The following is a 24,193-nucleotide window of genomic DNA, read 5'->3' on the forward strand; positions in this document are numbered from 1 at the left end:
TCGCACTTTTGGCTCGAAAATGCCTTGATTTTCTGCGGAATCCAGCCGATTTGCCGACAATGCCGCTTCGTTTAGCCCCGATTAAGCTAAATCGGGTGTGCGGTCAAACAATCGTCGGTGTTCTCGCACGGCATAATTGTCAGTCATCCCGGCAAGATAGTCGGCAACCCGCCGCGCCCGTGCCGCTTCATCCAGCCGCTCGCAGCCCGATTGCCACTCGGGCGGCATGTTTGAGGGATCGGCGAAACAGACATCAAAAAGGTCCTGCAATATCTTGTCGGCGGCGTGCCTGCGCACCACGACGCTGTCGTGGAAATAAAGATTCTTGAAGAGAAACCGCTTCAGCACCTTTTCATCGGTTCGCATGGCGTCGGAAAATGCCACCAGCGCGCGCGATTGGTCATGCACGTCATCCACGCTCATCGGTTTTGCCTCGGCCAGACGGCGCTGCGCTTCCTCGATCACGTCTTCCACCATGATCGTGATCTGGCGGCGCACAAGTTCATGTCCGGTTCGCACGGGGTCGAGATCGGGATAACGCGTCCGCACCAGATCGAGCAGGCGTTTCGTCAACGGCACTTCGTCCAGCGCATCTAGGCTCAAAAGCCCTGCCCGCAAGCCGTCATCTATATCATGGGCGTTATAGGCGATATCGTCGGCAATGGCCGCGCACTGCGCTTCCAGACTGGCAAATCGCGTCAATTCCAGATCATAGCGTTCGTTGAAATCGAGAATCGGCAGCGGAACCGGGATATCCGGATGCGTCGCATGAGCGCCCAGCAAGGGGCCGTTGTGCTTGACCAGCCCTTCCAGCGTCTCCCATGAGAGATTGAGGCCGTCGAAATCGGCGTAGCGATGCTCAAGCTTGGTCACGATTCGGAGCGATTGCGCATTGTGATCAAAGCCGCCAAAGGCTTTCATGCGCTCGTTGAGCGCCTCCTCGCCCGTATGGCCGAATGGCGTGTGGCCGAAATCGTGGACAAGCGCCACCGCTTCGGCCAGATCTTCATCGAGCCGCAATGCGCGGGCCAAAGCGCGGGCAATCTGGGCAACTTCTATCGTGTGCGTGAGACGCGTGCGGTAATGATCGCCCTCATGGGCGATGAAAACCTGCGTCTTGTGCTTCAGGCGGCGAAAGGCGGTGGAATGGATGATCCGGTCGCGGTCCCGCTGGAATGGCGTGCGGGTCGGGCTTTCCGGCTCCGGCACCAGACGGCCACGGCTGCGCGCAGGATCACAGGCATAGGGCGCGCGTTCGCGATAACCAAAGCCTATTCCTTCCAGCGACATTGCGATGCATCCCTCACTGTAATATGATTACACAAACCGGTGCGGACCCGGTACAGACATTGACTTCCGCTATTCGCGTTCATAGCTATCAGCTAATCATGAAGGCAAGTATGCGGCTATCGGAATTCTGGAGAAATCGTCCGGTTCGATATTCGCATTTGCAAACGGAACAAGGCAGATGACAGGCATTACCGTTTCAGATTCCGCGGCAAAGCGGATCGCCAAGATTCTCGGATCGGAACCGGGAAAGACTGCCCTTCGCGTTTCTGTCGAAGGCGGCGGGTGTTCCGGTTTCTCCTATAAGTACGATCTGGTGGATGAGCAGACCGACGACGACATCGTTATCGAAAAGCTGGGCGCGAAGGTGCTGATCGATTCCATTTCGGTTCCCTATATGGATGGTTCGGAAATCGATTTCGTCGACGACCTGATGGGACAGTCGTTCCAGATCCGCAATCCGAACGCCACTTCGGCCTGCGGCTGCGGAACCAGCTTCGCCATCTAACTGGCACCCACGAAAAAATTAAAACCGGCTGCCATGTGGGCGGCCGGTTTTTTCATGGCTGCGGGAAAACAACCGGCCTCAAACCTTTACCGAAGCGACCGTCGCCTCGATGTGGTCCACCAGCGCATCCGGCAGGCCGAGACGACCGGCCAGCATATCCAGATATCCGCGTTCGGCCCGGTTATCCGGGTCTATTGCAAGGCGGGAAGCCGTATAAAGCTCGACCTTCTGTTCCTCAGTCTGCGCGGCTGAAACCAGAACATCGAGATCAACCGGATCGGCAAGTTCCTTCTCAAGGAAGGCTTCCGCTTCATCGTCCAGACCGGAAATCCTTACCTTCTCCATGATGCGAGCGCGCTCGGCGTCGTCGATATGGCCGTCGGCTTTGGCGGCGGCAATCATCGCCTGCACAAGCGTGAGCGCAAAACTGTTGCTCATTGCCGGAGATTGCGGGTGAAACGGAGAATCGGCCGGAGGCGGCGGAAGAAGTTCAGGCTCCTTCGCAACGGGCTGTTCTGCCGTCTGCGGCGCCTGACCGGATTTGTAATTCTTGTAGGCAAGATATCCCAAACCGGCGATGGCGGCGATGCCGCCCACGGTCGCCACATTGCCCGCGAGCTTGCGCCCGGTCTTCGTGCCAAGAATGGCGGCGGCGATAGCACCTGTCGCAAGCGGGTTCTTCTTTGCCAGATCGGTGACCTGCCCGGCCTTGTCGCGGACGCTTCCCGACGTACCGGGTATTTGTGATCCCAGAAACTGTTCGAGAAGTTTCTTGGCGTCGAACATTCGAATATCTCCTGTTTGGCTCCTGTCCAGAGCAGATAGGAATGCGAAACCGCCAATCAAAGGGGCCCGCGCCGAAATATGAGCGGATAGTGAAATTGCAGCCGATGAAAAGCTGTGACGCGCGATTGCACGCTGCTTGCCCTCACCTCCCCAAGCGCATAATCATAGCGGTATGAAAATCGCGACCTGGAACATCAACGGCGTCAAAGCCCGCATCGACAATCTCCTGCACTGGCTGAAGGAGTCCTCGCCCGACATTGTCTGCCTGCAGGAAATCAAATCGGTCGATGACCAGTTTCCGCGACTGGAGATCGAAGCGCTCGGCTATCATGTGGAAACACACGGCCAGAAAGGCTTCAACGGCGTAGCACTTCTGTCGAAAAAATCGCCGGATGAGATAAATCGCGGCCTTCCCGGCGACGACAGTGATGAACAGGCGCGCTTCATCGAGGGTGTCTATTCGACCGACAAGGGCATTGTCCGTGTCGTTTCACTTTACCTGCCGAATGGCAATCCGGTGGACACCGAGAAGTTTCCCTACAAGCTTTCGTGGATGCAGCGGCTGGAGCTTTGGGCCAGAGACCGCCTCGCCCTTGAAGAGCCGCTTGTGCTTGCCGGTGACTATAACGTCATTCCTGAACCGGAAGACGCCAGAAATCCGGGCCAGTGGGTTGGCGATGCGCTCTTCCAGCCGCAATCGCGCCAGGCATTCCGCAGGCTGGAGAATATGGGGTTCACCGATGCAATCCGTGCGTCAACGGATGAAGCCGGGATTTACTCGTTCTGGGATTATCAGGCCGGTGCATGGCAGAAGAACAACGGCATCCGCATCGACCATCTGATGCTTTCGCCGGAAGCGGCCAACCGCTTCATATCGAGTGACGTGGAAAAGCACGTCCGTGCCTGGGAAAAGCCATCCGACCATGTGCCGGTTACGATAAGGCTTGCGGTCTGAGAAGACCCAAATCGAAGACGATCAGAAATCGCCCTTGTAATCGCCAGAGAGAGCGATCGCGTTGCGGCGGTCCGCTTCACCGGCAATCGAGAACGCCTGTTCCTGCATATCGCGTATCCACGGGCAATCCTCGGCGGGGCAGCGTTCGAAAGCCGCCGTCATCATGGCAAGGCCGCGAACGGTCTTCCCAGCCTGAAACAGCATGTTTCCAAGCATGGCCTGCGCACCGGCATTGCCTTTCTTGGCTGCAAGCTGGAACCAGCGGGCTGCCTGGACGGAATTGCGTTCTCCGCCGTCTCCATCGAGCAGCATCTTGCCAAGCTCGAACTGGGCTGCGGAATCACCGAAATTCGATGCAGCCTGCACATAAAGATCGCGCGCCATGCTCGGATTGGCATGAACCGGCGACCCCGGGATGCCGCGCTTTACATAACCTGCGAGCGCCACGAGGGCGTCAGCCACATAGGAATCGTTTTCCGAACCCGGCTCCGAACCTTCGCGAACGATCTTTTCAAAAATCTTGTAGGCTTCGTAGTCGTTTTCAGGCACGCCGTCGCCATCGGCATACATGCGGGCCAGTTTCCACTTGGCGCCCTGATGACCGCGATCCGCAGCATAGCGCAGCGCCTTGATCGCTTCGTCCTTATGACCGTTCTTGTAAGCGGAGAAGCCGAACTTGAACAGTTCAAACGGGCTTCTCGACTTTTCTGAATCGTCATTGAGATCGAAAGCAAAGGCGCTGTTGCAGGCAATGGCAAAGCCGAGAGCCATGGCAAGGGCGCTATATGAAAAACTGCGGATACGCATCACAACGCTGGTCTTTCACACTCAGTGGAGGAAACATTCATGGAGGACAGAATGCACGCTGTTTTCGTCAAGACTGAGACCCGATCTTGGCCGAAAAAAGCCTTGCCATGATGGGAAAGAATAAAAGGTGCGTGAACAGGGTTCATCCTGTTCCCAATCCGTTTGCCGTGCAACAACGCGCCCTTCGTCATTCCTGCCTGTCCTGTTGGAGCTTGCGGCTCCCAATATTTTGGTGGCTTCTGCCTTTCCAATGATCGGTGACGCCTGTTTGTGGCGGGAAATGGGCAAAATCTACCATAGCTCTTTCTAGCCTAAAGCATCGGTAAAGACTGTTGCTAATTGACAACAAACCGGCTGTTGTTGCGGACGAAAATCCGCTCCTGTTGACGCCATCGACACGAGCCCGCAGTCTGTCTCAATCAAGGATGCAAGGGAGTCGGGAAGCGCACCCATGAGCAGATACCGCCGTCCCTACAGACGTCCCTATCGCCAGCCCCGCAAAAGCAACGGCATAAGTTTTTGTAGTATCCTTTTGACTATATTGCTTTTTTCTTTTTTAGCCGTGCTGATCGCCTATCTGCCGATCCGGTCGGCGCCCAGAGAGGCATTGGCGGGTCCGGTCTATGTGATTGACGGCGACACGGTAATCCTTGGCAAGATTCATATACGCCTCAAGGGTATCGACGCGCCGGAGATGCAGCAGCAATGTATCCGGGCTGGAACGTCTTACGATTGCGGCAGGGAAGCCCGTAACCTGCTGCGATCCAGAATCGGCAAGTCCTCGATTCGCTGCGAGACGGAAGGACGGGATCAGTATGGCCGCGAGCTGGCGCGCTGTTATCTTGGAGAAACCGATCTCAACGGCTGGATGGTCGAACAGGGCTGGGCCGTTTCCTATGGCGATTATCAGCGAGAGGAAAGAGACGCCCGCCGCGGCAAGCGCGGCATCTGGGCCGGAAAATTCGAGCAGCCCTCCCTGTGGCGCAAGGAACACCACAGCCCGAACGTTGGACAGCCAACCGAACACAGACCGCCGCTGGCTGTAATACGCGATGCGTTTACCTATATAAGGGACCACATTCGCACCTTCATTGAAATGATCTATCCCCAATGAACTATCCACGGAGCTGATGGAATTCATGGAAAAACTGGACGAGCTCAAACACTCGATCCGAGCCTGCCGTATCTGTCGCGACACACCGCGGTTTCCGCCGCCCCTGCCGCACGAGCCCAATCCCGTCTGTATCGTCTCGGATACCGCGAAAATCGGCATTTGCAGCCAGGCTCCCGGCATTCGCGTCCATAACACATCGTTGCCGTTCAACGACCCGTCCGGGGACCGCCTGCGGCAATGGCTCGGCGTGTCACGCGAAGAGTTTTATGATCCGTCACGCTTCGCCATCGTACCGATGGGCTTCTGCTTCCCGGGCTATGACAAACATGGCGGCGATCTTCCGCCGCGCCGCGAATGCCGCCAGACGTGGCACGACCGCGTTTTCGCCGCGATGCCGCAGCTGGAATTCATTCTGGTGGTCGGGCAATACGCCCTTGCCTATCACCTGCCCGACTATCGGGGCCGCAATCTGACCGAGACCGTTAGGAACTGGCGGCATTTCATGGAGACGCCCAATCAGGCGGGGCGAATCGCGCTGCCCCTGCCTCACCCTTCCTGGCGCAACTCCGGCTGGCTCAAGCGAAATCCGTGGTTCGACGCTGAAGTGGTGCCTGTTCTTCAGGCAAAAGTGCGACACCTCATCGGCGACGATAAATAATTTTTACTCCATGCGTTTTCATCAGAATATTTTTCCTGTAACTTCCGGTCATTGCAAACCATAAGGTATGACGTTTCACCTATTCGCAAAGTTCGGGAAACGATTTCTAAAACCGGGAACGGAAACGCATGGACAGGCTCGACAGGAAGATACTGCGCTTATTGCAGGAAGACGCGACACTTGCGGTGGCAGACGTTGCCAAGAAAGTTGGCCTTTCCACGACGCCGTGCTGGCGCCGCATCCAGAAGCTGGAAGAAGATGGCGTCATCAAGCGCCGCGTGGCCATTCTCGATCCGGTTCGCGTCAATGCGCGGGTGACGGTGTTCGTATCGGTGCGCACAAGCTCGCACAGCCACGAATGGCTGAAGCGCTTTTCCGAAGTGGTTCAGGAATTTCCTGAAGTCATCGAATTCTATCGCATGAGCGGTGACGTGGATTATCTGCTGCGCGTGGCCGTGCCGGACATTGCCGCCTATGACGCCTTCTACAAGCGCCTGATCAGCAAGATCGAAATTCGTGACGTGTCGTCGTCCTTCGCCATGGAGCAGATCAAATACACGACCGAACTGCCGCTCGATTACATGGTGCTCGACAAAGACAACAACTAGAGCGGCTCCAGTTAAAAACGGAATCGTGGAACCGCTCCAAATATTTGTTTCGTCGCATTCAAGCACTTGTTTAAAAGAAAAGCCCGCTCGATAGCGGGCTTTTTTGATGACCTGGCGACCGTTATTTCGAGCCGGATATTCCAGCCTGTTCGAACGTCGCCATACCGCCATGGCACAGTGCCGCCGCCTTGACGATACCGGCTGCGAGCGCAGCACCCGTTCCTTCTCCGAGGCGCATTCCCATGTCGAGCAGCGGCTGCTTGCCCATCTTCGCGAGAAGCTTGCGATGGCCCGGCTCGGCGGAAACATGCCCGAACAGGCAATGATCGATGGCTTCCGGATTGGCGGCATAGAGCACCGCCGCAGCAGCGCTTGCCACGAAGCCATCGACGATGACCGGGATTTTTTCCATGCGCGCCGCGAGGATTGCGCCAGCCATGGCCGCGACTTCACGGCCACCAAGGCGGCTCAAAACCTCCAGCGGGTCCTGCAGATGCGCCTGATGGAGCGCAACCGCCTTGCGCACGGCGGCAAGCTTGCGCTCAAGCAGCTCACCCGTCGAGCCGGTGCCCGGTCCAACCCAGTCTTCCGCCGTTCCGCCGAAAAGTGCCAGCGCGATGGCCGCCGCAATCGTGGTATTGCCGATGCCCATTTCGCCGATGCACAGGAGGTCGGTTCCACCGGCAATCGCTTCCATGCCGAAAGCCATGGTTGCGGCGCAGGTGCGCTCATCCATGGCTGGCTCTTCCGTTATGTCGCCTGTCGGGTGTTCCAGCGCCAGATCGAAAACTTTCAGCCCAAGATCGTTAGCGATGCAGATCTGATTGATCGCAGCGCCCCCGGCGGCAAAATTTTCGACCATCTGTGCCGTCACGCTCGGCGGAAACGGCGTGATGTTCTTGGCCGTGACGCCATGATTGCCGGCAAACACCGCAACCAGCGGGCGATTGATCTGCGGGGTGCGCTTTCCGGTCCATGCGGCAAGCCATGCCGCGATCTCTTCCATGCGCCCCAGCGAACCTGCGGGCTTCGTCAGCGTAGCCTCACGCTCGCGAACAGCCCTTTCCGCCCCCAGATCAGGCCCCGGCAGATTGCGGATCAGTTCCCGGAAATCGTCAAAAGGTAGGCCGCTGGCGCTCATAGGTTCAGTCCAATCAAAGATGGGAGATGTAAATTCGTGGGGCTCGTCCTATAAGCACTGACGCGAATTTTCAAATCACCTCTTTGAGTTGAAGCAACATTGAGGCGAATTATCGCGAAAATCCGGGTCGGAAACAAAGTGGAACAGTGACTTGCAGCGAAATAGTCTCCTTGGCGACACGATCCGCAGCCTCGGCTTTCTGAGCCGCCTGCCGCTTCCGCAACGCTGGTTTGAAAACGGCGATGATTCGTTGCCGCGCAATGCACGGGCCTTTCCGCTCGCGGGAGCCGTGCTGGGCCTGCTGGCAGGCATCGTGCTTTATGCGGCCCATGGAATGAACCTTCCGCCCCTGGCCTGTGCGCTGCTCGCGATTGGCGCGCTGGCGGCGATGACCGGCGCGCTACACGAAGATGGGCTGGGCGATACTGCCGATGGCTTTTTCGGCGCCTCTTCCGCCGACCGCAGGCTGGACATCATGAAGGATTCCCGCATCGGGACTTTCGCCGCGCTTGCCCTGATCGTCATTGTCGGTGTGAAAGCGTCTTTCCTGATGGCGATCATCGACCGCGCGGGCGCAGGATATGCAGTGCTTGCGCTGATCGGCTGCGAAGCGGCAAGCCGCGCTGGCATGCTTGCGTTCTGGCATGCGCTGCCCTCGGCGCGTCCGGGCGGGCTTTCCGACAGCGTCGGCCAACCGCAATGGGAGACCGTTGTTTGCGGCTCCGGCATCGGGCTGGCCGTTCTTGTCCTTACCCTGATACCTTCCGGCGGTTTCCTGTCGCTCATCAATGCGCTGGTGTTGGTGACCGTCCTGCTTTTCGGCTTCGCTCGACTTTGCATGGCAAAAATAGGCGGACAGACGGGAGATACTCTGGGCGCGGCACAGCAGATCGGTTCGATTGCCGTGCTCGCCGGGCTTGTCATGGCCCTTTGATGCAACCACATTGCATCCATGGATATGTCAACCATCGAATCCCCGTGCATATTGGTATGCACGATCGACACGGAAACCGGTTTCTGCCTCGGCTGCGCGCGGACGCTTGACGAAATCGCACGCTGGTCCAGCATGAGCGCGGAAGAGCGAACAGCCGTCCTGTCGCTTCTCGCCGACAGGCACGAAATCATCGTAGAAAAGAGAATTGGCTGATGGGGCGCTTTTTCTGGCTCATTATTGCGGCAGTCGCGGTTGTTGTCCTGCTGCTGATGTCCAACAATGACGGCGGCTCAACGCTGGGCATGGACAATGACGTGTTTGCCCGCGCCGCCTATCTGGGCATTTGGGGCGTCGTGCTTGCCGCCGGTCTGCTCGGTTCCGGTATCAAACTGACCGACTTTGCGCGCAACATGGCCGTTTGGGCCGTGATCATTCTCGCCCTCGTTGCGGGCTACCAGTACCGTTACGAGTTGCAGGACGTTGCAAGCCGGGTCACGGCGGGGCTGGTACCGGGAAGCCCTATTTCGGGCCGCAATGCCGATGGTGCGCTGACCGTAACGCTTGCAAAGGCTGCAAACGGCCATTTCGAGGTGAACGGACGTGTGAACGGAGCACGCGTTCACTTTCTGGTCGATACCGGCGCGTCCTCGGTCGTCCTGTCCCAGCAGGATGCGGAGCGCGCAGGCATAGACACCGCCTCGCTCAACTATTCCGTTCCGATCATGACGGCCAACGGCACGGCAAGCGCGGCAGTCATTACCATCGCCACCTTGCAGATCGGCGATATCGAACGCCAGAATGTGCGCGCCATGGTGACGAAGGAAGGGCTGATGACCGGCAGCCTGCTCGGCATGAATTTTCTGCAGACGCTCGGCGGTTTCACCGTCCGTGGCGATCAGCTTATTCTGATCGATTAAGCTGCTTCTGCTGCCGCTTCGGTCACGACGGCATGGGCCTGACGCAGCACATCGCTGGTTGCCCCCGGCTTGGTGGCATCCGTCGAAAGGATTTGCCGCCAGCGCCGCGCACCCGGTTGTCCGGTAAAAAGCCCGACCATATGGCGGCTCACATGCGACAGCCTGCCGCCCGCCGCGATATGGCGATCGATATAAGCGCACATCTCGTCGATGATGTCTGCCATCGAGGTATCGCGCTGTTCGCCGCCATAAAGGCGCACATCCACCTCTGCCAGAAGTTCAGGATTGTGATAAGCGGCGCGACCGAGCATCACAGCGTCGACTGTCTGCAAGTGTTGCTCCGCCTCGTCAAGCGTATTGATGCCGCCGTTAATGCCGACGAAGACATCGCCGAGCCGCTCCTTGAGGCGATAGACGCGATCATAGTCGAGCGGCGGAATCTCGCGGTTCTCCTTCGGCGAGAGCCCTTTCAGCCAGGCCTTGCGGGCATGAACCCAAAGCGCATCCGCTCCCGCGTCAAGCGTCATATCGGCCAAAGTATCGAGCGCAACCTCCACATCCTGAGCGTCAACGCCGATGCGGCATTTGACTGTGACGGGCACGGAAACCGCCTCCTTCATGGCTGAAACGCAACGCGCCACCACATCCGGGATCTGCATGAGGCAGGCTCCGAATGTACCGGACTGCACGCGATCCGACGGGCAGCCGACATTGAGATTGATTTCGTCATAGCCGTAATCGGCGCCGATCTTCGCCGCCTCTTTCAGCTTTGCCGGGTCGGACCCGCCAAGTTGCAGCGCCACGGGGTGTTCAGCTGCATCGAAGCCCAGCAACCGGTCACGCGGGCCATGGATGATGGCATCCGCCACGACCATTTCGGTATAGAGCAATGCATGGCTGGAAAAGAGCCTGTGAAAATAGCGGCAATGCCGGTCCGACCAATCAATCATAGGCGCGACGGCAAAACGAACGTTCGGATAGTTGCGGTTTTTTGATTTTATTTCAGTCATTTATACAACAATCCTGAGAATGCGATTCAGTCGCGGTCGGCGCTTTCGACATTTATTCAAGTTCGGAAGGGTGCCAAAAGCCACAATTGATCGAAATGATCAAGTTTCGCCGCTATCGGGGCCACCAGCGCTTTATATAGTGAGGCGCAGAAAAAATTCACACCAGAGACAAACTCTCGTCGCTCCACGACTGTCTTCTCGTCCAAGACGCACTATGATTGAGTGCAGAAGCATTCCCGATTCTCATCTTGCTAGAGCATTTCCTGTTTTGATTGAATCGTTGGAAATGCTCTATCTTTCTGTTTTAAGCATGTCTTTATCCCGAAACCGGTTCCCACTTTCGGGCGACATGCTCCAGTTCAAGGAAATTCGGCGTGACCTCCTTTTCCCCTTTCGGCAAATCATTCGATGCGTTTCTGTTCGACATGGACGGCACGATATTGAGCTCCATTGAGGCAACCGAACGGGTGTGGAGCGAATGGGCGATACGCCATGGCATCGATCCGGTTACATTCCTGCCGACCATCCACGGTGTTCGGGCAGTGGAAACCGTCCGCCGCCTTGCCCTGCCCGGCGTTGACCCGATCCGCGAGGCGGAAATATTGCTTCAGGCCGAAATGGCCGATCTGGACGGTATCGCGCCCATCGATGGCGCGCATGAGTTTCTGAGCGCGCTGCCGGAAGACCGCTGGGCGATTGTAACCTCCGCGCCGCTCGAACTGGCGCGCCGTCGCGTCGCGGCGGCGGGATTGCCGATGCCCAGGACCATCGTGTCAGCCGAAGATGTCGAGCGCGGCAAGCCGAGCCCCGAATGCTTCCAGCTTGGCGCGAAGCGGCTTGGATTCGATCCGCACAACTGCCTTGTGTTCGAGGATGCGCCAGCCGGTATCGTTGCCGGAGAAACCGCCGGTGCGAGCGTTGTCGTGGTAACCGCGACGCATCCGCATTCGCCCCAGACTTCCCATCTCAGCATCCAGAGCTATCGCAATCTGCAGCTCGATATCCTGAGCGACGGCAGGCTGGGGCTGGAACCGACAGCGCCAGACCCTGTGGGCTAAATAACCCGCCGCCCCTCGCGCCAGACGGTGCGGATGATCGGAACGTGATCGGCGATCTGCACGCGGACGAGGTCGGCCCGCTTGCCGGCAACGATCTCGCCGCGATCCTCCAGCCCCACCGCGCGCGCAGGATTGGCGGAAACCAGACGAATGGCCTGCGGCAAGGAGATGCTTTCCACGACATCGGCGAGGAAAAAGGCCGATTGCATCATGCTGGCCGGGATATAGTCCGACGATATGATGTCGAGATTTCCGGCCTCGGCCAGTTCACGCGCGGAGACATTTCCAGAATGCGAACCGCCGCGCACCACATTCGGCGCGCCCATCAAAACCGACATGCCGGAAACTTTTGAAGCCTTGGCAGCCGTGTGGGTCGTTGGAAATTCGGCAACGCGTATCCCCTGCGCCTGCGCCTCCGCCACATGCTCCACCGTCGCGTCGTCATGGCTTGCGAGAATAACCCCGCGCTGATGGCACAGTTCGGCAATCGCCTTGCGCGTCGGTGCGGAATATTGCTGCGACTGGCCGATACGGCGCTCGCAATAGAGCCTGAACTCTTCTTCCGAGAATTTCAGCTTGCGGAGGAAATAGGTCTTGTAGCTTTCGATATCGGTAAACTGGCGCTGCCCCGGCGCGTGATCCATCAGGGACACCAGCCTGACCAGCGGCTGGTTGCCGAATTTTTCAAAGGCCGGAAGGCAATCCGGTGCTGAAACCTCGCAGCGCAGATGCAGGAAATGGTCGGCGCGCAAGCGCCCCGCCGCGCGGCCCTCGGCAATTGCCGAAGAAAGCTTGCGCATATCGTCGATACCCGTTTCGGCGTCGTCATCGAAGCCGATGCGCAGGGCGTCGAAAACGGTGGTGATTCCCGAGGCGGCAATCTGTGCGTCGTGGGCCTGCACGGCGGCAATCGGGTTCCAGCGCACTTTCGGGCGCGGCGCATAATGCCCTTCGAGATGATCCGTATGCAGCTCGACCAGACCGGGCGTCAGGAAGTCGCCGTCCATATCCTCGCCGCTACTGGATGCACCGGCGGAAATATCGGCGATCCTGCCATCCACGAGCTTCAGGGAACCGAGGACAACGTCGTCGGCCAGCACGATGCGTGCGTTGCGCAGAACCGTTTCATTTCCCATTGGTTACGGCCTCCCAACCGCTCGTGAGGCGCGAGCCGATGCCGCCTTGCCGCCTGTCAGTGGATGCAGCGAATGAATCTGGAAAGGCGCCCCTTTCTCAGGTTCCACGAACAGGGCGAGATTCGCAACCTCCACGGCGTCATCCAGCAGCGGCGTGAAGAATTCATCCAGCGTCCGCTCCACGCGAGCGCGGTCTTTCTCCTCCACCGGTCCGGTCAGGGTCATGTGAAAGCGGAATTCCTCAAAAACATAAGGATAGCCCCAGCGCTCGATATTGTGCCGCTGCGCCTCGCTGAGACGTTCCGGCCGTCGCCTGGCTATTTCCGCCTCGGTGAGCGGGGCGCGAAACCGGTCGAAGGCAACCACGACATCGTTGGCGAGCTGGTTCAGCTCGGCCACCGGTTCTTCGGGCACAAGCGCGAAGAACGGCCCAATCGCGTGAAGCTTCAGGCGGGGAATCGTGACAGGCGACGCCGACGAAGCAAAATGCATCAACGCGGAAAGCAGATCGTTTTCCGTGTGCTTCTCATCCAGACGGAAGGGAGCCTTCATCGTCGCATGAAAGCCGTAGCGGCGCGGCTCTTCGGTCAGCTGGGCGATTTCATCGGTGGCAAGCGAGCGAATCGCAGGCATCTTTACCGGCTCGCCGCTGAACGCATTGCGTCCGAGCCAGTTTGCGGCAACCTTCAAAAGCGCATCGTTGGATGGCGGCGTGAAATAAATCGCATAACGCATGTCAAATCCTTAGGCGAGGTTCGCGACACGACGTCAGCGGAACTCCAGAATATCAGGCAATGCATCGCGCTTTTGAAAAGCTGTCCCGCGTTTGGGAGCGATGCGGTCGGCGGATGCTTACACAATGAATGTGGCAAGTCGATAAAGGTCGGATGACAGCTGACGAAATGCCGACAAACCAATTTTACATAGCCGCAAATTAGTATAGGCGTTAGCCCCATTGGAAGTGAGGAGACTGAAATGGGCGGATTTGCGTCTATCGGCGAATGCATGATCGAGCTTTCTGGCAATGAAGGCGACCAGTGGCGCATGGGTTTTGCGGGCGATACGCTCAACACTGCGTGGTACATGCGGGCGCTGATGGAAAAATCCTATCCCGTCGAATATGTGACCGCCTTCGGCGAGGACAGTTTCTCCCAGAAACAGCGCGTGTTCCTGACCTCCAACGGTATCGGTATCGCCCATAGCCCCATCATCGACGGGCTGCATCCCGGCCTTTATGCAATCACGCTCAACGGCGCCGAGCGCTCCTTCACCTATTGGCGCAGCGACGCCGCCGCAAGGCGTCTGGCCAGTGACCGCGAAGCGCTGGAAAAGAGCCTGACCGGCCGCGACATCATCTATTTTTCGGGTATTTCGGTCGCCATCATCCTGCCCGAGCATCGCCACACGTTCTTCGATGTCCTGCGGCAATGTCGCGCCGCCGGTTCGCGGATTGCCTTCGACCCGAATTTCCGCCACCAGCTGTGGCCGGACCGCAAGGCCGCGCAGGATATCATCAGCGAAGCAATGCGCATTGCCGATATTGCGCTTCCCACCTTCCCGGACGAACAGGCGCTCTTCGGCGACAAGGACGCCAGCGCGTGCGCTGATCGCCTTGCCGGGCTTGGCGTAAAAGAGATCGTCGTCAAGGACGGCACGGAACCCGCGCTCGTCGTCACCGGCGAGGAAAGAGTGCTCGTCCCTTCCGTCGTTGCGCAAGCGGTGGACACAACGGGCGCAGGCGACAGCTTCAACGGCGCCTATCTTGCGGCGCGGCTGAACGGGCTTGCCCCGGTGGAGGCAGCCCGCAAGGCGCATCTGGTAGCAGCCCGCGTGGTCGAGATACGCGGCGCGCTTGCCCCGATGGAAACCGCACGCGCCGCCTTTGCCGATTAGGGCGCGTTTCGATCTGACTGGATCAGTTCGGCGCTCTAATCCTTTGTTTTGACGCGCATCTTTTCCGAAACCCGCTTCACACTTTTCGGGATGCGCTCTAATCCCTTGTTCTGACGCGCATCTTTTCCGAAAACCGTTTCACACTTTTCGGGATGCGCTCTAATTATCTTTCGCGTGAAAAGCTGAAATGGCTGGTCTGGGCGTAAATCTCGCCCGGACGCAATATTGCCTGCGGGAAATACGGATATTCCAGCGATCCGGGCCATATCTGCGGCTCCAGGCAGAAACCCGCATGTTTTCCGTAGGGCTTGCCCATAAGGCCGATGCAGTCATTGGCCATGGTGTTGCCCGCATAGAACTGAACGCCCGGCTCCGTCGTCGATATATCGAGGCGAATGCCGGAGCGCGCGCCCTTCACTGACGCGCAGGGACGCAAGGGCCCGCGAGCCGCAGCCAGACAGAAATTGCTGTCATACTGGACCTGAGCGCCGTTCTCCTCGAAGCGAATCGGGCGGAAATCCCGGAAATCATATGGCGTCCCTTTGACCGGCAGCACGCGCCCGTCCGGAATGAGAGCTTCATCGACCGGCATATAGGCATCCGCCTCGATTTTAAGCTGGTGATCAAGAATATCGCCCTCGCCGCCATCATCGAGATTGAAGTAGCTGTGATGCAGCAGGTTGCAGACGGTCGTCTTGTCGGTCACGGCCTCCAGCCGCACGATGAGCGTTCCGTCCGCATTGAGCATGTAGGTGCAGCTTACATTCAGGTTGCCGGGAAAGCCCATTTCGCCATCGGCGGCCACCGTGGCAAGCGTCACGAAATCCGGCCCGGTCCCGGTTATCTTCCAGACGCGATTGCCCAATCCCTTGCTGCCGCCATGCAGGTTGTGGCGGCCCTGAAAATTCGGCTCGACCTCATAGGTCGTTCCATCCAGTGCAAAGCGGGCATTGCGGATACGGTTGGCCGAACGGCCTGCAATCGCGCCCAAATGCGGCGAATGCGCCGGATAATCGGCAAAGTCGCGATAACCGATCACCAGCGGGGCTTCGTGGCCCTCCATGCGCAAATCCTGGATGGCCGCGCCCCAGCTTATGATCCTGGCCGTCAGCGGGCCGTTGGAGATAGTGAGCCGGTGAACCGCCTGCCCGTCCGGTGCATACCCAAAGATTTCCGAATTCACGTTTGCCCGCCTGTAAATGATGCAGCGTTGAGTTGCCCATGAATCCGCATCCATGCGCGGGACGCAAGATGCAAGATGATCAAATAATGATTTTGAACAGAACTTGATCGATCAGGATGACAGATGAATTTCGGGCTGTTTTCCCGGAGGAAACTGATGTTATCATGGCGTGTAAATTATTGATTATTATGGCTAAAGACTAATTTAGAGGCTTTTCAAATGAAGTCGAATTTCCAGAAAGTCATGCCTTATATTTTCAGTGAAGAAGGCGGTTATGCAAACAACCCCGCCGATCCCGGCGGCGCGACCAATATGGGCATCACCATCGCCACCCTGTCTGCATGGGAGGGGCATCGCGTATCGCCGGAAGATGTACAGAACCTGACCGCGGCCACCGCAACGAAAATCTATCAGGCGCAGTTCTGGAACAAGATCGACGGCGACAACCTGCCTTCCGGCATCGACTATGCGGTGTTTGACTTTGCAGTCAATTCAGGCCCCGGGCGCGCGGCCAAGATGCTGCAAGGCGTCCTGGGGGTGCCGGAGGATGGCGTGATTGGCGCGAAGACGGTTGCGGCTGCGAGCATCCGGCCTGCCGGCGAGATCATCAATGCGTTATGCGACGCCCGTGCATCCTGGCTGAAAGGCCTGTCGACGGCTTCCACCTTCGGAAAAGGCTGGCTGGCGCGCGTTGAGCGGGTGCGAGCCCGCGCGCTGGCGCTGGCTGACAAGTCGCCCGTCCCTCGCCCGGTTGCCGCCCTGAACGATGTAGCGCCGACGAAAGCACGCCAAGGCGATACGGCGGTCACATCCGCTTTGATGCACCCGGAAGCGCTGGGTACGATGGGGAGCGCGGTATCGGGCCTCGCAGCGATCGTATCGGGGAACGGACCGGTTCAATATGCGCTGGCGATCGTCATGTTAGCCTGCGCCGCGGTCGGTCTGTGGTACTTTATCAGGCGGGTCAGAAACGAGCCCTGACCGCATCGCAATAACTCGGTTTTGAGAATATTTCCAAAACATGAGTTTGCCTTTATGTTGCGCTTCGCATGTTGCGCGCCTTATATGCGCTTTCGACAGACCGGTGCTTATGAAAGTATTATGACTTTCCCTATCACCGGAAAAACGCTAGACACGCGCAAACAGTCAGATGCGTGCCAACTGTGGCACCGCCATGAATAAAGGAATCGAAACTTGTCCTCTACTTTTGACAAAGTCGCCGACATCATCGCCGAAACCAGTGAAATCGACCGTGACACCATCACGCCAGACAGCCACACCATCGACGATCTGGGCATCGACAGCCTCGACTTCCTCGACATCGTCTTTGCAATCGACAAGGCTTTCGGCATCAAGATTCCGCTTGAGCAGTGGACCCAGGAAGTGAACGAAGGCAAGGTTCCGACCGAAGAATACTTCGTTCTCAAGAACCTCTGCGCGAAAATCGACGAGCTGGTCGCAGCCAAGAAAGGCTGATCCGGCACATTATATGGCGGTATTGAGGGGTGGACAGAAATGTTCGCCCTGATTCCGTTTCTGGAGCAGTCTCAGCACCGACGGACAAACGGCACCCATGCAGAACAATAAAGTCGTCATCACAGGCATCGGCATCATCTCCTCGCTCGGCGAAGGGGTCGACGCGCATTGGAACGCTTTCTCGAAGGCCGGTTCCGAACCGCGTCTCGAAAAGCACGCCTTTGCGCCCTACACCGTTCACCCGTTGGGCGAAGTGGACTGGAGCCTGCAAATTCCAAAGCGCGGCGACCAGCGCCAGATGGAAACCTGGCAGCGCCTCGGCACCTATGCCGCAGGGCTGGCGCTTCAGGACGCAGGCATGAAGGACGATGAAGCGCTCTGCGCGACCATGGACATGGTCGTGGGCGCAGGTGGCGGCGAACGCGACATCACCGTCGACATGCAGATTCTGGACGAAGGCCGCGTCCGCAACGACCGCGGCGTCATGCTGAACGAAAAGCTCTCGACCGAACTGCGCCCGACGCTGTTTCTGGCCCAGCTTTCCAACCTGCTCGCGGGCAATATTTCCATCGTGCACAAGGTCACGGGTTCCTCGCGCACCTTCATGGGCGAGGAAGGTTCCGGCCTTTCGGCCATCGAGACCGCAGCCGCGCGCATCCGCACCGGCCAGAGCACCCATGCACTGGTTGGCGGTTCGTACAATGCCGAACATTTCGACATGATTCTCGGCCATGAGCTTGGCGGTCTGCTCAAGCATGACGGCTGGGCGCCGCTCTGGGAGCGCGACGGCTCGGCAGGCGGCGGCATGATCTCCGGTTCCGGCGGCGTCTTCCTCGTTCTCGAAAACGCCGAACATGCCGCAAAGCGCGGCGCCCGCGCCTATGCAGAAGTCGCCGGGATTGAAAGCGCACAGATCCGTCGCGACAATGCCGACCTTGCAAATGCCGTCCGCGAACTCGTGCTTGCCGCCAATGACGGCAAGAACCCGTCCTATGTCGTTTCCGGTGCTTCCGGTGCCCATGCGGCGACCGCCGCGGAGAAAACCGCGCTGGACGCTCTCTCGGCATCCTATCGCGGCATTTCCGGCCTGACCGGCCATTTGCGCGAGGCGCAGTTCCCGCTGGCACTGGCGCTTGCAGCCATTTCGGTCTGGAAGGGCGAGGCTTTCGCGCCGCTCGATGCCTTTGAAAAGGACGCCGGTGGCCCTGTCAGCGAGGCAATTGTCACCATCGTCGGCGCAACGCGTGCCGAAGGCGCAGCAAAGCTGGTGAGAGTATAAGATGACGAAATATACAGACCATCTCGGCCGTCCCATTGTCGCCATCACCGGCGCTGGCGTGGTTTCCTCGCTCGGTCAGGGCAAGGAAGACAACTGGGCTGCATTGACCAGCGGCAAGTCGGGCATCCACACCATCACCCGCTTTCCTACCGACAATCTCAATACGCGCTTTTCCGGAACGGTTGATTTCCTGCCGGAAAGCGATGTGGGCGCATCGGCGCTTTCCGAAGCGCTGGCCCGACTCGCCGGTGAGGAAGCCCTCGCCCAGTCCGGGCTTTCGTCGACCGATTTCGGCGGTCCGCTGTTCCTGGCGGCGCCCCCGGTCGAACTCGACTGGAAAAGCCGCTTTGCACTCGACGCAACCGTGAAGAATGAAGGCCCGGCAAGCTATCAGCTTCTGCTGGAAGCCTGCCGTCGCGCGCGTCAGGACGAACTCTTCAACACGACCCAGTTCGGCTATATCGCCGAACGCCTGTCGGAAGCTTTCGGCACGCGCGGCCTGCCGATCACGCTGTCGACCGCCTGTGCCTCGGGCGCGACTGCGATCCAGCTCGGGGTGGAAGCCATTCGTCGCGGCGAAAGCGACCGGGTTCTCTCTATCGGAACCGATGGTTCCGTCTCTGCCGAAGCGCTCATTCGCTTCTCGCTGCTGTCAGCCCTTTCGACGCAGAACGACAGGCCGGAAAAGGCTTCCAAGCCCTTCTCCAAGGACCGCGACGGCTTTGCCATGTCGGAAGGTTCCGGCGCACTGGTCATGGAATCGCTTGAAAGCGCAGTTGCGCGTGGAGCCAGGGTTCTGGGCATTCTGGCCGGTTGCGGCGAAAAGGCCGATGATTTCCATCGCACACGCTCCAAGCCGGACGCCTCGCCTGCCATCGGCACGGTGCGCGCCGCGCTGGCAGATGCGGGCCTGACCGAAGATCAGATTTCCTATATCAACGCCCACGGCACCTCGACGCCGGAAAACGACAAGATGGAATATCTGGCGCTCTCGACCGTATTCGGTGAAAGGCTTGCCTCCATCCCGGTTTCTTCCAACAAGTCGATGATCGGCCATACGCTGACCGCAGCGGGCGCCATCGAAGCCGTCTTCTCGCTTCTGACGATCCAGACCGGCACGTTGCCGCCGACCATCAATTACGACAATCCGGACCCGGCTATCCCGCTTGATGTCGTGCCGAATGTGAAGCGTCAGGCGGAGGTCTCTGCCGTACTTTCCAACTCGTTCGGTTTCGGCGGACAGAATACGAGCCTTGTTTTGGCGGCAAATCCGAATTAATCCGTCCGGCAACGAACTTAAATTCCTGATGATCCCGGAAGGCGGAAGCTCTCCGGGATCATGCCATGAAAGGAACAGCCCATGCGCGCCTTGCAGCTTCTTGATGATCGCCGCCTTGAAATCACCGATATCACACCCCCGCCTGCCCCCGGCATCGGCGAGGTGACGGTACGCATCAAGGCCGTAGCGCTCAACCACATCGACGTATGGGGCTGGCGCGGCATGGCGTTTGCCAAGCGCAAGATGCCGCTCGTCATCGGCGCGGAAGCTTCCGGCATCGTCGATGCCGTCGGCCCCGGCGTTTCCAATCTCCTGCCCGGCCAGCTTGTGTCGATCTATGGCGCGCGCACCTGCGGTCTTTGCCGCGCCTGCCGCGAAGGCCGTGACAATCTGTGCGAGCATGTCGGCGGCGTGCATGGTTTCCATCTTGACGGCTTTGCCTGCGAAGCCGTGAACCTGCCTGCCCGCCTGCTCGTTCCGGCCCCTCCCGGCGTGGACGCCATCGGCGCTGCCGTTGCACCGGTTACCTTCGGCACGGTCGAACACATGCTGTTCGACAATGCCAAGCTTGAGCCGGGCGAAACCGTGCTCGTTCAGGCAGGCGGTTCCGGCATCGGCACGGCGGCGATTCAGCTTGCGAAGAAAATGGGCTGCACCGTCATCACCACGGTCGGCTCCAACGACAAGATCGAGAAAGCCAAGGCGCTCGGCGCCGATCACGTCATCAATTACCGCGAAGACCGCTTTGAAGGCGTGGTGCGCAAGCTCACCAAGAAGAAGGGCGTGGATGTGGTGTTCGAGCATGTGGGCGCGGACACATGGGCCGGCTCGATGCTGTGCATGAAGCGCGGTGCGCGCCTCGTCACCTGCGGCTCGACCTCCGGCGTTTCCACCAACATGAACCTGATGCAGCTCTTCCAGCAGCAGCTCAAGATTTTCGGCTCCTTCGGCTGCCGCATGGAAAACATGGCCGATGCGATGCAGAAGATGGCGCGCGGCATCGTGCATCCGGTCATCGACACCGTGGTCGGCTTCAACGATATCGACACGGCGCTGAAGCGCATGGAAGGCCGCGACGTCTTCGGCAAGATCATTCTTGAGATCGACTGAGCCGTAATTCCATGATGTTCAAGCTGAAACTTCTGCTCTTCCGCTGGACCCGCAAGCTGAAGCAGTTCAACTACTGGCTCTGGGCACAGGCCGTGTTTCTGCTGCTTGGCCTGCTGCGCCTGTTCCCGGCGAAGGCAGCGATCAGCTTTTCAGCCAGGGTGGCCCGTCTGGTCGGGCCGCTGACGCCGCGCCACAAGGTGGCGACTGATAATCTGCGTCAGGCCTATCCCGAGAAAAGCGACGCGGAAATCGAGGACATCGCCCGCGAAATGTGGGATTCGATGGCGCGCCTCTTCGCGGAATATATCTTCCTCGACGCGGTTTTCGATTTCGATCCCTATGCGACCAAGCCGGGGCTGGTCGAAGTGGAAGGCATCCCGATTTTCGAACGGCTGCGCGACGAGAAGAAGCCGCACATCTTCTTCACCGCCCATACGGGCAATTTCGAGTTGCTGCCCATCTGCGCCGCCACTTTCGGCCTGAACGTCACGGCGTTGTTCCGCCCGCCGAACAATCCCTATATCGCCGACAAGGTGCTGAAGGCCCGCCGCACAAATATGGGCCATCTGGTGCCGTCGAAAGCCGGTGCTGCATGGTCGCTTGCGCATATCCTCGATGAAGGCGGCAATGTCGGCATGCTGGTGGATCAGAAATTCCGCCGTGGCGTGCCGTCGACCTTCTTCAATCGTCCAGTAAAGACCAACCCGCTTCTGGCCAAGCTTGCACGGCAATATGATTGCGACGTCTATCCGGCGCGCTGCATCCGCCTTCCCGGCGGGCGCTACCGGCTTGAGCTTTATGAACGCATGGAACTGCCGCGTGACGACAAGGGCGAGATCGATGTTGCGGCGACTGCGCAGCTTCTGAACGATACCGTCGAGACATGGGTGCGCGAATATCCCGGCCAGTGGATGTGGTTCCACAAGCGCTGGGGATAGGATTCCCGCCCCTCATGTGCTAGGGGCTGGCCAAAGTTACGGAGATCACATATGCGCCCCATCGCCATCGCCCCGTCCATCCTTTCCGCCGATTTCGCCCGTCTGGGCGAAGAAGTCGATGCCGTGCTGGAAGCCGGTGCCGACTGGGTGCATATCGACGTCATGGACGGGCATTTCGTGCCCAACATCACTTTCGGCCCGCAGGTGGTGAAGGCGATCCGTCCGCGCACCGAGGCATTCTTCGATGCCCATCTGATGATTGCGCCTTGCGATCCCTATCTGGCGCCTTTTGCCGATGCCGGTTGCGATCTCATCACAATTCACGCCGAAGCCGGGCCGCATACGCACCGTTCGCTGCAATCGATCCGCGCTCTCGGCAAGAAGGCCGGTCTGGCGCTCAACCCGGCAACGCCTGCCGAAGCGCTGGCCAATGTCATCGAAGATGTCGATCTCGTCCTCGTCATGACGGTCAATCCGGGCTTTGGCGGACAGAAATTCATCGCCCCGATGCTCGACAAGATCAAGCGCGTTCGCGAAATGGTCGGTGACCGCCCTATCGACATTGAAGTGGATGGCGGCATCACGCCGGAAACCGCAGGCTCGGTCGTTGCCGCTGGCGCCAACATTCTCGTGGCCGGTTCGGCCGTCTACAAGGGCAATTCGGTCGAGAGCTACCGCGCCAATATCCAGGCGATCCGCGCCGCTGCCGAAGCTGCCCGCAAAAATTAACCCCCCTCTTTCTACAGGATGCACCCATGATCCCGCGCTATTCCCGGCCTGAAATGGTCGCCATCTGGTCGCCCGAAACGAAGTTCCGCATCTGGTTCGAGATCGAAGCCTATGCCTGCGAGGCGCTCGCGCAACTGGGCGTCATTCCAAAGGATGCAGCAAAGACGATCTGGGAAAAAGGCAGCGTGGCAAAGTTCGACGTCGCCCGCATCGATGAGATCGAGGCCGTTACGAAGCATGACGTCATCGCCTTCCTGACGCATCTGGCCGAATTCATCGGCCCGGACAGCCGTTTCGTGCATCAGGGCATGACCTCATCGGACGTGCTCGACACCACGCTCAACGTCCAGCTGGTGCGCGCTGCCGACCTGCTGCTCGCAGACATGGACCGCGTTCTGGAAGCGCTGAAGAAGCGCGCTTTCGAGCACAAGGACACGGTGCGCATCGGCCGCAGCCATGGCATCCATGCCGAACCGACGACGATGGGCCTCACCTTTGCGCGTTTCTATGCCGAGATGGCGCGCGGCCGCGCCCGTCTCGTTGCGGCGCGTGCGGAAATCGCAACCGGCGCCATTTCCGGCGCTGTCGGCACTTTCGCCAATATCGACCCGCGTGTGGAAGAATATGTCTGTGCCAAGCTCGGCCTTGAGGCAGAGCCGGTTTCGACGCAGGTCATCCCGCGCGACCGCCATGCGATGTTCTTTGCAACGCTTGGCGTCATCGCCTCTTCGATGGAAAACATCGCCATCGAAATCCGCCACATGCAGCGCACCGAAGTTCTGGAAGCAGAAGAATTCTTCTCGCCGGGCCAGAAGGGTTCGTCCGCCATGCCGCACAAGCGCAACCCGGTTCTGACCGAGAACCTGACAGGCCTTGCCCGTCTGGTGCGCATGTCGGTAACGCCCGCGATGGAAAACGTGGCTCTCTGGCACGAACGCGACATTTCGCATTCGAGCGTCGAACGCGCCATCGGTCCGGACACCACCATCACGCTCGATTTCGCGCTGAACCGTCTGGCCGGCGTGATTGAAAAGCTGGTGATCTACCCGGACAACATGCTGAAAAACATGAACAAGTTCCGCGGTCTGGTGCATTCGCAGCGCGTTCTGCTGGCGCTGACGCAGGCCGGCGTGTCGCGTGAGGATGCCTATCGTCTCGTACAGCGCAATGCCATGAAGGTCTGGGAACAGGGCGCCGACTTCCTTGAGGAACTGCTGGCCGACACGGAAGTGCGCGCCGCTCTTTCCGAAGACCAGATCCGCGAAAAGTTCGATCTCGGCTACCACACCAAGCATGTGGATACGATTTTCAAGCGCGTCTTTGGTTGAAGTGGCTCTGCCCACCCTCCCTCACCCTGAGGAGCCGTTGAAAACGGCGCCTCGAAGGG

The 24,193-nt window shown here is 59.0% G+C and carries 26 protein-coding genes; 18 read left to right on the forward strand and 8 right to left on the reverse strand.

Annotated elements, in window-relative coordinates:
- Nucleotides 1-81: 81 nt before the first annotated feature.
- The gene (locus tag ABWW28_RS05585) at nucleotides 82-1,290 is read right to left on the reverse strand and encodes a deoxyguanosinetriphosphate triphosphohydrolase (RefSeq protein ID WP_112669650.1); all 1,209 of its coding nucleotides are present in this window, start codon (nucleotides 1,288-1,290) and stop codon (nucleotides 82-84) included.
- Between the two features lie 178 nt (nucleotides 1,291-1,468).
- Here ABWW28_RS05585 and erpA point away from each other — a divergent pair, with 178 nt between their 5' ends.
- The gene (erpA, locus tag ABWW28_RS05590) at nucleotides 1,469-1,795 is read left to right on the forward strand and encodes an iron-sulfur cluster insertion protein ErpA (protein ID WP_006471759.1); all 327 of its coding nucleotides are present in this window, start codon (nucleotides 1,469-1,471) and stop codon (nucleotides 1,793-1,795) included.
- A 78-nt stretch (nucleotides 1,796-1,873) separates the two neighbouring features.
- Here the strand turns inward: erpA and ABWW28_RS05595 are convergent, their stop codons facing one another.
- The gene (locus ABWW28_RS05595; protein WP_112669648.1) at nucleotides 1,874-2,581 is read right to left on the reverse strand and encodes a tellurite resistance TerB family protein; all 708 of its coding nucleotides are present in this window, start codon (nucleotides 2,579-2,581) and stop codon (nucleotides 1,874-1,876) included.
- A 172-nt stretch (nucleotides 2,582-2,753) separates the two neighbouring features.
- On the opposite strand from ABWW28_RS05595, the gene xth reads away from it, so the two are divergent.
- A complete protein-coding gene (xth, locus tag ABWW28_RS05600; RefSeq protein WP_021585047.1) occupies nucleotides 2,754-3,536 on the forward strand; it encodes an exodeoxyribonuclease III in 783 nt (260 codons plus the stop codon).
- A gap of 21 nt (nucleotides 3,537-3,557) precedes the next feature.
- On the opposite strand, the gene ABWW28_RS05605 is transcribed toward xth, so the two are convergent.
- Nucleotides 3,558-4,343, reverse strand: coding sequence for a tetratricopeptide repeat protein (locus ABWW28_RS05605; protein WP_021585046.1), 786 nt, complete (start codon nucleotides 4,341-4,343; stop codon nucleotides 3,558-3,560).
- 451 nt (nucleotides 4,344-4,794) lie between these two features.
- On the opposite strand from ABWW28_RS05605, the gene ABWW28_RS05610 reads away from it, so the two are divergent.
- From ABWW28_RS05610 to ABWW28_RS05620, 3 genes are all read left to right on the forward strand, one after another.
- The gene (locus ABWW28_RS05610) at nucleotides 4,795-5,457 is read left to right on the forward strand and encodes a thermonuclease family protein (RefSeq protein WP_031345975.1); all 663 of its coding nucleotides are present in this window, start codon (nucleotides 4,795-4,797) and stop codon (nucleotides 5,455-5,457) included.
- 16 nt (nucleotides 5,458-5,473) lie between these two features.
- Nucleotides 5,474-6,115: a uracil-DNA glycosylase family protein gene (locus ABWW28_RS05615; protein WP_006466650.1), complete on the forward strand. Its 642-nt coding sequence runs from the start codon at nucleotides 5,474-5,476 to the stop codon at nucleotides 6,113-6,115.
- A gap of 128 nt (nucleotides 6,116-6,243) precedes the next feature.
- Nucleotides 6,244-6,723, forward strand: a complete 480-nt coding sequence (locus ABWW28_RS05620) for an Lrp/AsnC family transcriptional regulator (RefSeq protein ID WP_006466649.1) — start codon at nucleotides 6,244-6,246, stop codon at nucleotides 6,721-6,723.
- A gap of 121 nt (nucleotides 6,724-6,844) precedes the next feature.
- Here ABWW28_RS05620 and cobT read toward each other — a convergent pair whose 3' ends face one another.
- On the reverse strand, nucleotides 6,845-7,864 hold the full coding sequence (gene cobT, locus ABWW28_RS05625; protein WP_006466648.1) for a nicotinate-nucleotide--dimethylbenzimidazole phosphoribosyltransferase: 1,020 nt from the start codon (nucleotides 7,862-7,864) through the stop codon (nucleotides 6,845-6,847).
- A gap of 151 nt (nucleotides 7,865-8,015) precedes the next feature.
- Here cobT and ABWW28_RS05630 point away from each other — a divergent pair, with 151 nt between their 5' ends.
- From ABWW28_RS05630 to ABWW28_RS05640, 3 genes are read left to right on the forward strand one after another with little or no spacing between them, the layout of a single operon-like run.
- On the forward strand, nucleotides 8,016-8,798 hold the full coding sequence (locus ABWW28_RS05630) for an adenosylcobinamide-GDP ribazoletransferase (protein WP_112669640.1): 783 nt from the start codon (nucleotides 8,016-8,018) through the stop codon (nucleotides 8,796-8,798).
- 18 nt (nucleotides 8,799-8,816) lie between these two features.
- Nucleotides 8,817-9,011 (forward strand): DUF1289 domain-containing protein, encoded by a 195-nt coding sequence (locus tag ABWW28_RS05635; RefSeq protein WP_100651154.1) that lies wholly within the window; start codon nucleotides 8,817-8,819, stop codon nucleotides 9,009-9,011.
- On the forward strand, nucleotides 9,011-9,715 hold the full coding sequence (locus ABWW28_RS05640) for a TIGR02281 family clan AA aspartic protease (RefSeq protein WP_006466645.1): 705 nt from the start codon (nucleotides 9,011-9,013) through the stop codon (nucleotides 9,713-9,715). The genes ABWW28_RS05635 and ABWW28_RS05640 overlap by 1 nt, the downstream gene beginning before the upstream one ends.
- Here the strand turns inward: ABWW28_RS05640 and dusA are convergent.
- Entirely contained in the window at nucleotides 9,712-10,725 is a 1,014-nt protein-coding gene (gene dusA, locus ABWW28_RS05645; RefSeq protein WP_112669638.1) for a tRNA dihydrouridine(20/20a) synthase DusA, read from the reverse strand. The genes ABWW28_RS05640 and dusA overlap by 4 nt on opposite strands.
- A 374-nt stretch (nucleotides 10,726-11,099) precedes the next feature.
- Here dusA and ABWW28_RS05650 point away from each other — a divergent pair, with 374 nt between their 5' ends.
- Nucleotides 11,100-11,783 (forward strand): HAD family hydrolase, encoded by a 684-nt coding sequence (locus ABWW28_RS05650; protein WP_112669636.1) that lies wholly within the window; start codon nucleotides 11,100-11,102, stop codon nucleotides 11,781-11,783.
- Here the strand turns inward: ABWW28_RS05650 and ABWW28_RS05655 are convergent.
- Nucleotides 11,780-12,919 carry an alpha-D-ribose 1-methylphosphonate 5-triphosphate diphosphatase gene (locus tag ABWW28_RS05655; protein WP_112669633.1) on the reverse strand — a complete coding sequence of 380 codons (1,140 nt, stop codon included), beginning with the start codon at nucleotides 12,917-12,919 and terminating at the stop codon, nucleotides 11,780-11,782. The genes ABWW28_RS05650 and ABWW28_RS05655 overlap by 4 nt on opposite strands.
- 3 nt (nucleotides 12,920-12,922) lie before the next feature.
- Nucleotides 12,923-13,654, reverse strand: a complete 732-nt coding sequence (locus ABWW28_RS05660) for a DUF1045 domain-containing protein (protein ID WP_006471770.1) — start codon at nucleotides 13,652-13,654, stop codon at nucleotides 12,923-12,925.
- Nucleotides 13,655-13,894: 240 nt separating this feature from the next.
- On the opposite strand from ABWW28_RS05660, the gene ABWW28_RS05665 reads away from it, so the two are divergent.
- On the forward strand, nucleotides 13,895-14,812 hold the full coding sequence (locus tag ABWW28_RS05665) for a sugar kinase (protein WP_112669631.1): 918 nt from the start codon (nucleotides 13,895-13,897) through the stop codon (nucleotides 14,810-14,812).
- 163 nt (nucleotides 14,813-14,975) lie between these two features.
- On the opposite strand, the gene ABWW28_RS05670 is transcribed toward ABWW28_RS05665, so the two are convergent.
- Nucleotides 14,976-15,995: an aldose epimerase family protein gene (locus ABWW28_RS05670; RefSeq protein ID WP_112669772.1), complete on the reverse strand. Its 1,020-nt coding sequence runs from the start codon at nucleotides 15,993-15,995 to the stop codon at nucleotides 14,976-14,978.
- Between the two features lie 219 nt (nucleotides 15,996-16,214).
- Here ABWW28_RS05670 and ABWW28_RS05675 point away from each other — a divergent pair, with 219 nt between their 5' ends.
- The 8 genes from ABWW28_RS05675 to purB all read left to right on the forward strand — a co-directional run bounded on the left by ABWW28_RS05675 (nucleotide 16,215) and on the right by purB (nucleotide 24,134).
- Nucleotides 16,215-16,976 (forward strand): glycoside hydrolase family 108 protein, encoded by a 762-nt coding sequence (locus ABWW28_RS05675; RefSeq protein ID WP_112669629.1) that lies wholly within the window; start codon nucleotides 16,215-16,217, stop codon nucleotides 16,974-16,976.
- 213 nt (nucleotides 16,977-17,189) lie between these two features.
- On the forward strand, nucleotides 17,190-17,471 hold the full coding sequence (locus ABWW28_RS05680) for an acyl carrier protein (protein WP_006466638.1): 282 nt from the start codon (nucleotides 17,190-17,192) through the stop codon (nucleotides 17,469-17,471).
- A 97-nt stretch (nucleotides 17,472-17,568) separates the two neighbouring features.
- A complete protein-coding gene (locus ABWW28_RS05685) occupies nucleotides 17,569-18,750 on the forward strand; it encodes a beta-ketoacyl-ACP synthase (protein WP_112669627.1) in 1,182 nt (393 codons plus the stop codon).
- 1 nt (nucleotide 18,751) lies between these two features.
- Nucleotides 18,752-20,029: a beta-ketoacyl-ACP synthase gene (locus ABWW28_RS05690; RefSeq protein WP_006471775.1), complete on the forward strand. Its 1,278-nt coding sequence runs from the start codon at nucleotides 18,752-18,754 to the stop codon at nucleotides 20,027-20,029.
- 81 nt (nucleotides 20,030-20,110) lie between these two features.
- Complete coding sequence (locus ABWW28_RS05695) at nucleotides 20,111-21,139, forward strand: zinc-binding dehydrogenase (protein WP_100651182.1); 1,029 nt, start codon at nucleotides 20,111-20,113, stop codon at nucleotides 21,137-21,139.
- Between the two features lie 11 nt (nucleotides 21,140-21,150).
- On the forward strand, nucleotides 21,151-22,077 hold the full coding sequence (locus ABWW28_RS05700; protein WP_006471777.1) for a lipid A biosynthesis lauroyl acyltransferase: 927 nt from the start codon (nucleotides 21,151-21,153) through the stop codon (nucleotides 22,075-22,077).
- A gap of 51 nt (nucleotides 22,078-22,128) precedes the next feature.
- Nucleotides 22,129-22,806, forward strand: coding sequence for a ribulose-phosphate 3-epimerase (gene rpe, locus ABWW28_RS05705; RefSeq protein ID WP_006466634.1), 678 nt, complete (start codon nucleotides 22,129-22,131; stop codon nucleotides 22,804-22,806).
- Nucleotides 22,807-22,832: 26 nt separating this feature from the next.
- Entirely contained in the window at nucleotides 22,833-24,134 is a 1,302-nt protein-coding gene (gene purB, locus ABWW28_RS05710) for an adenylosuccinate lyase (RefSeq protein WP_006466633.1), read from the forward strand.
- Nucleotides 24,135-24,193 lie beyond the last annotated feature (59 nt).

Origin of the sequence: Brucella sp. NBRC 14130, assembly GCF_040371715.1 — a bacterium.
Lineage (GTDB): Bacteria > Pseudomonadota > Alphaproteobacteria > Rhizobiales > Rhizobiaceae > Brucella > Brucella intermedia.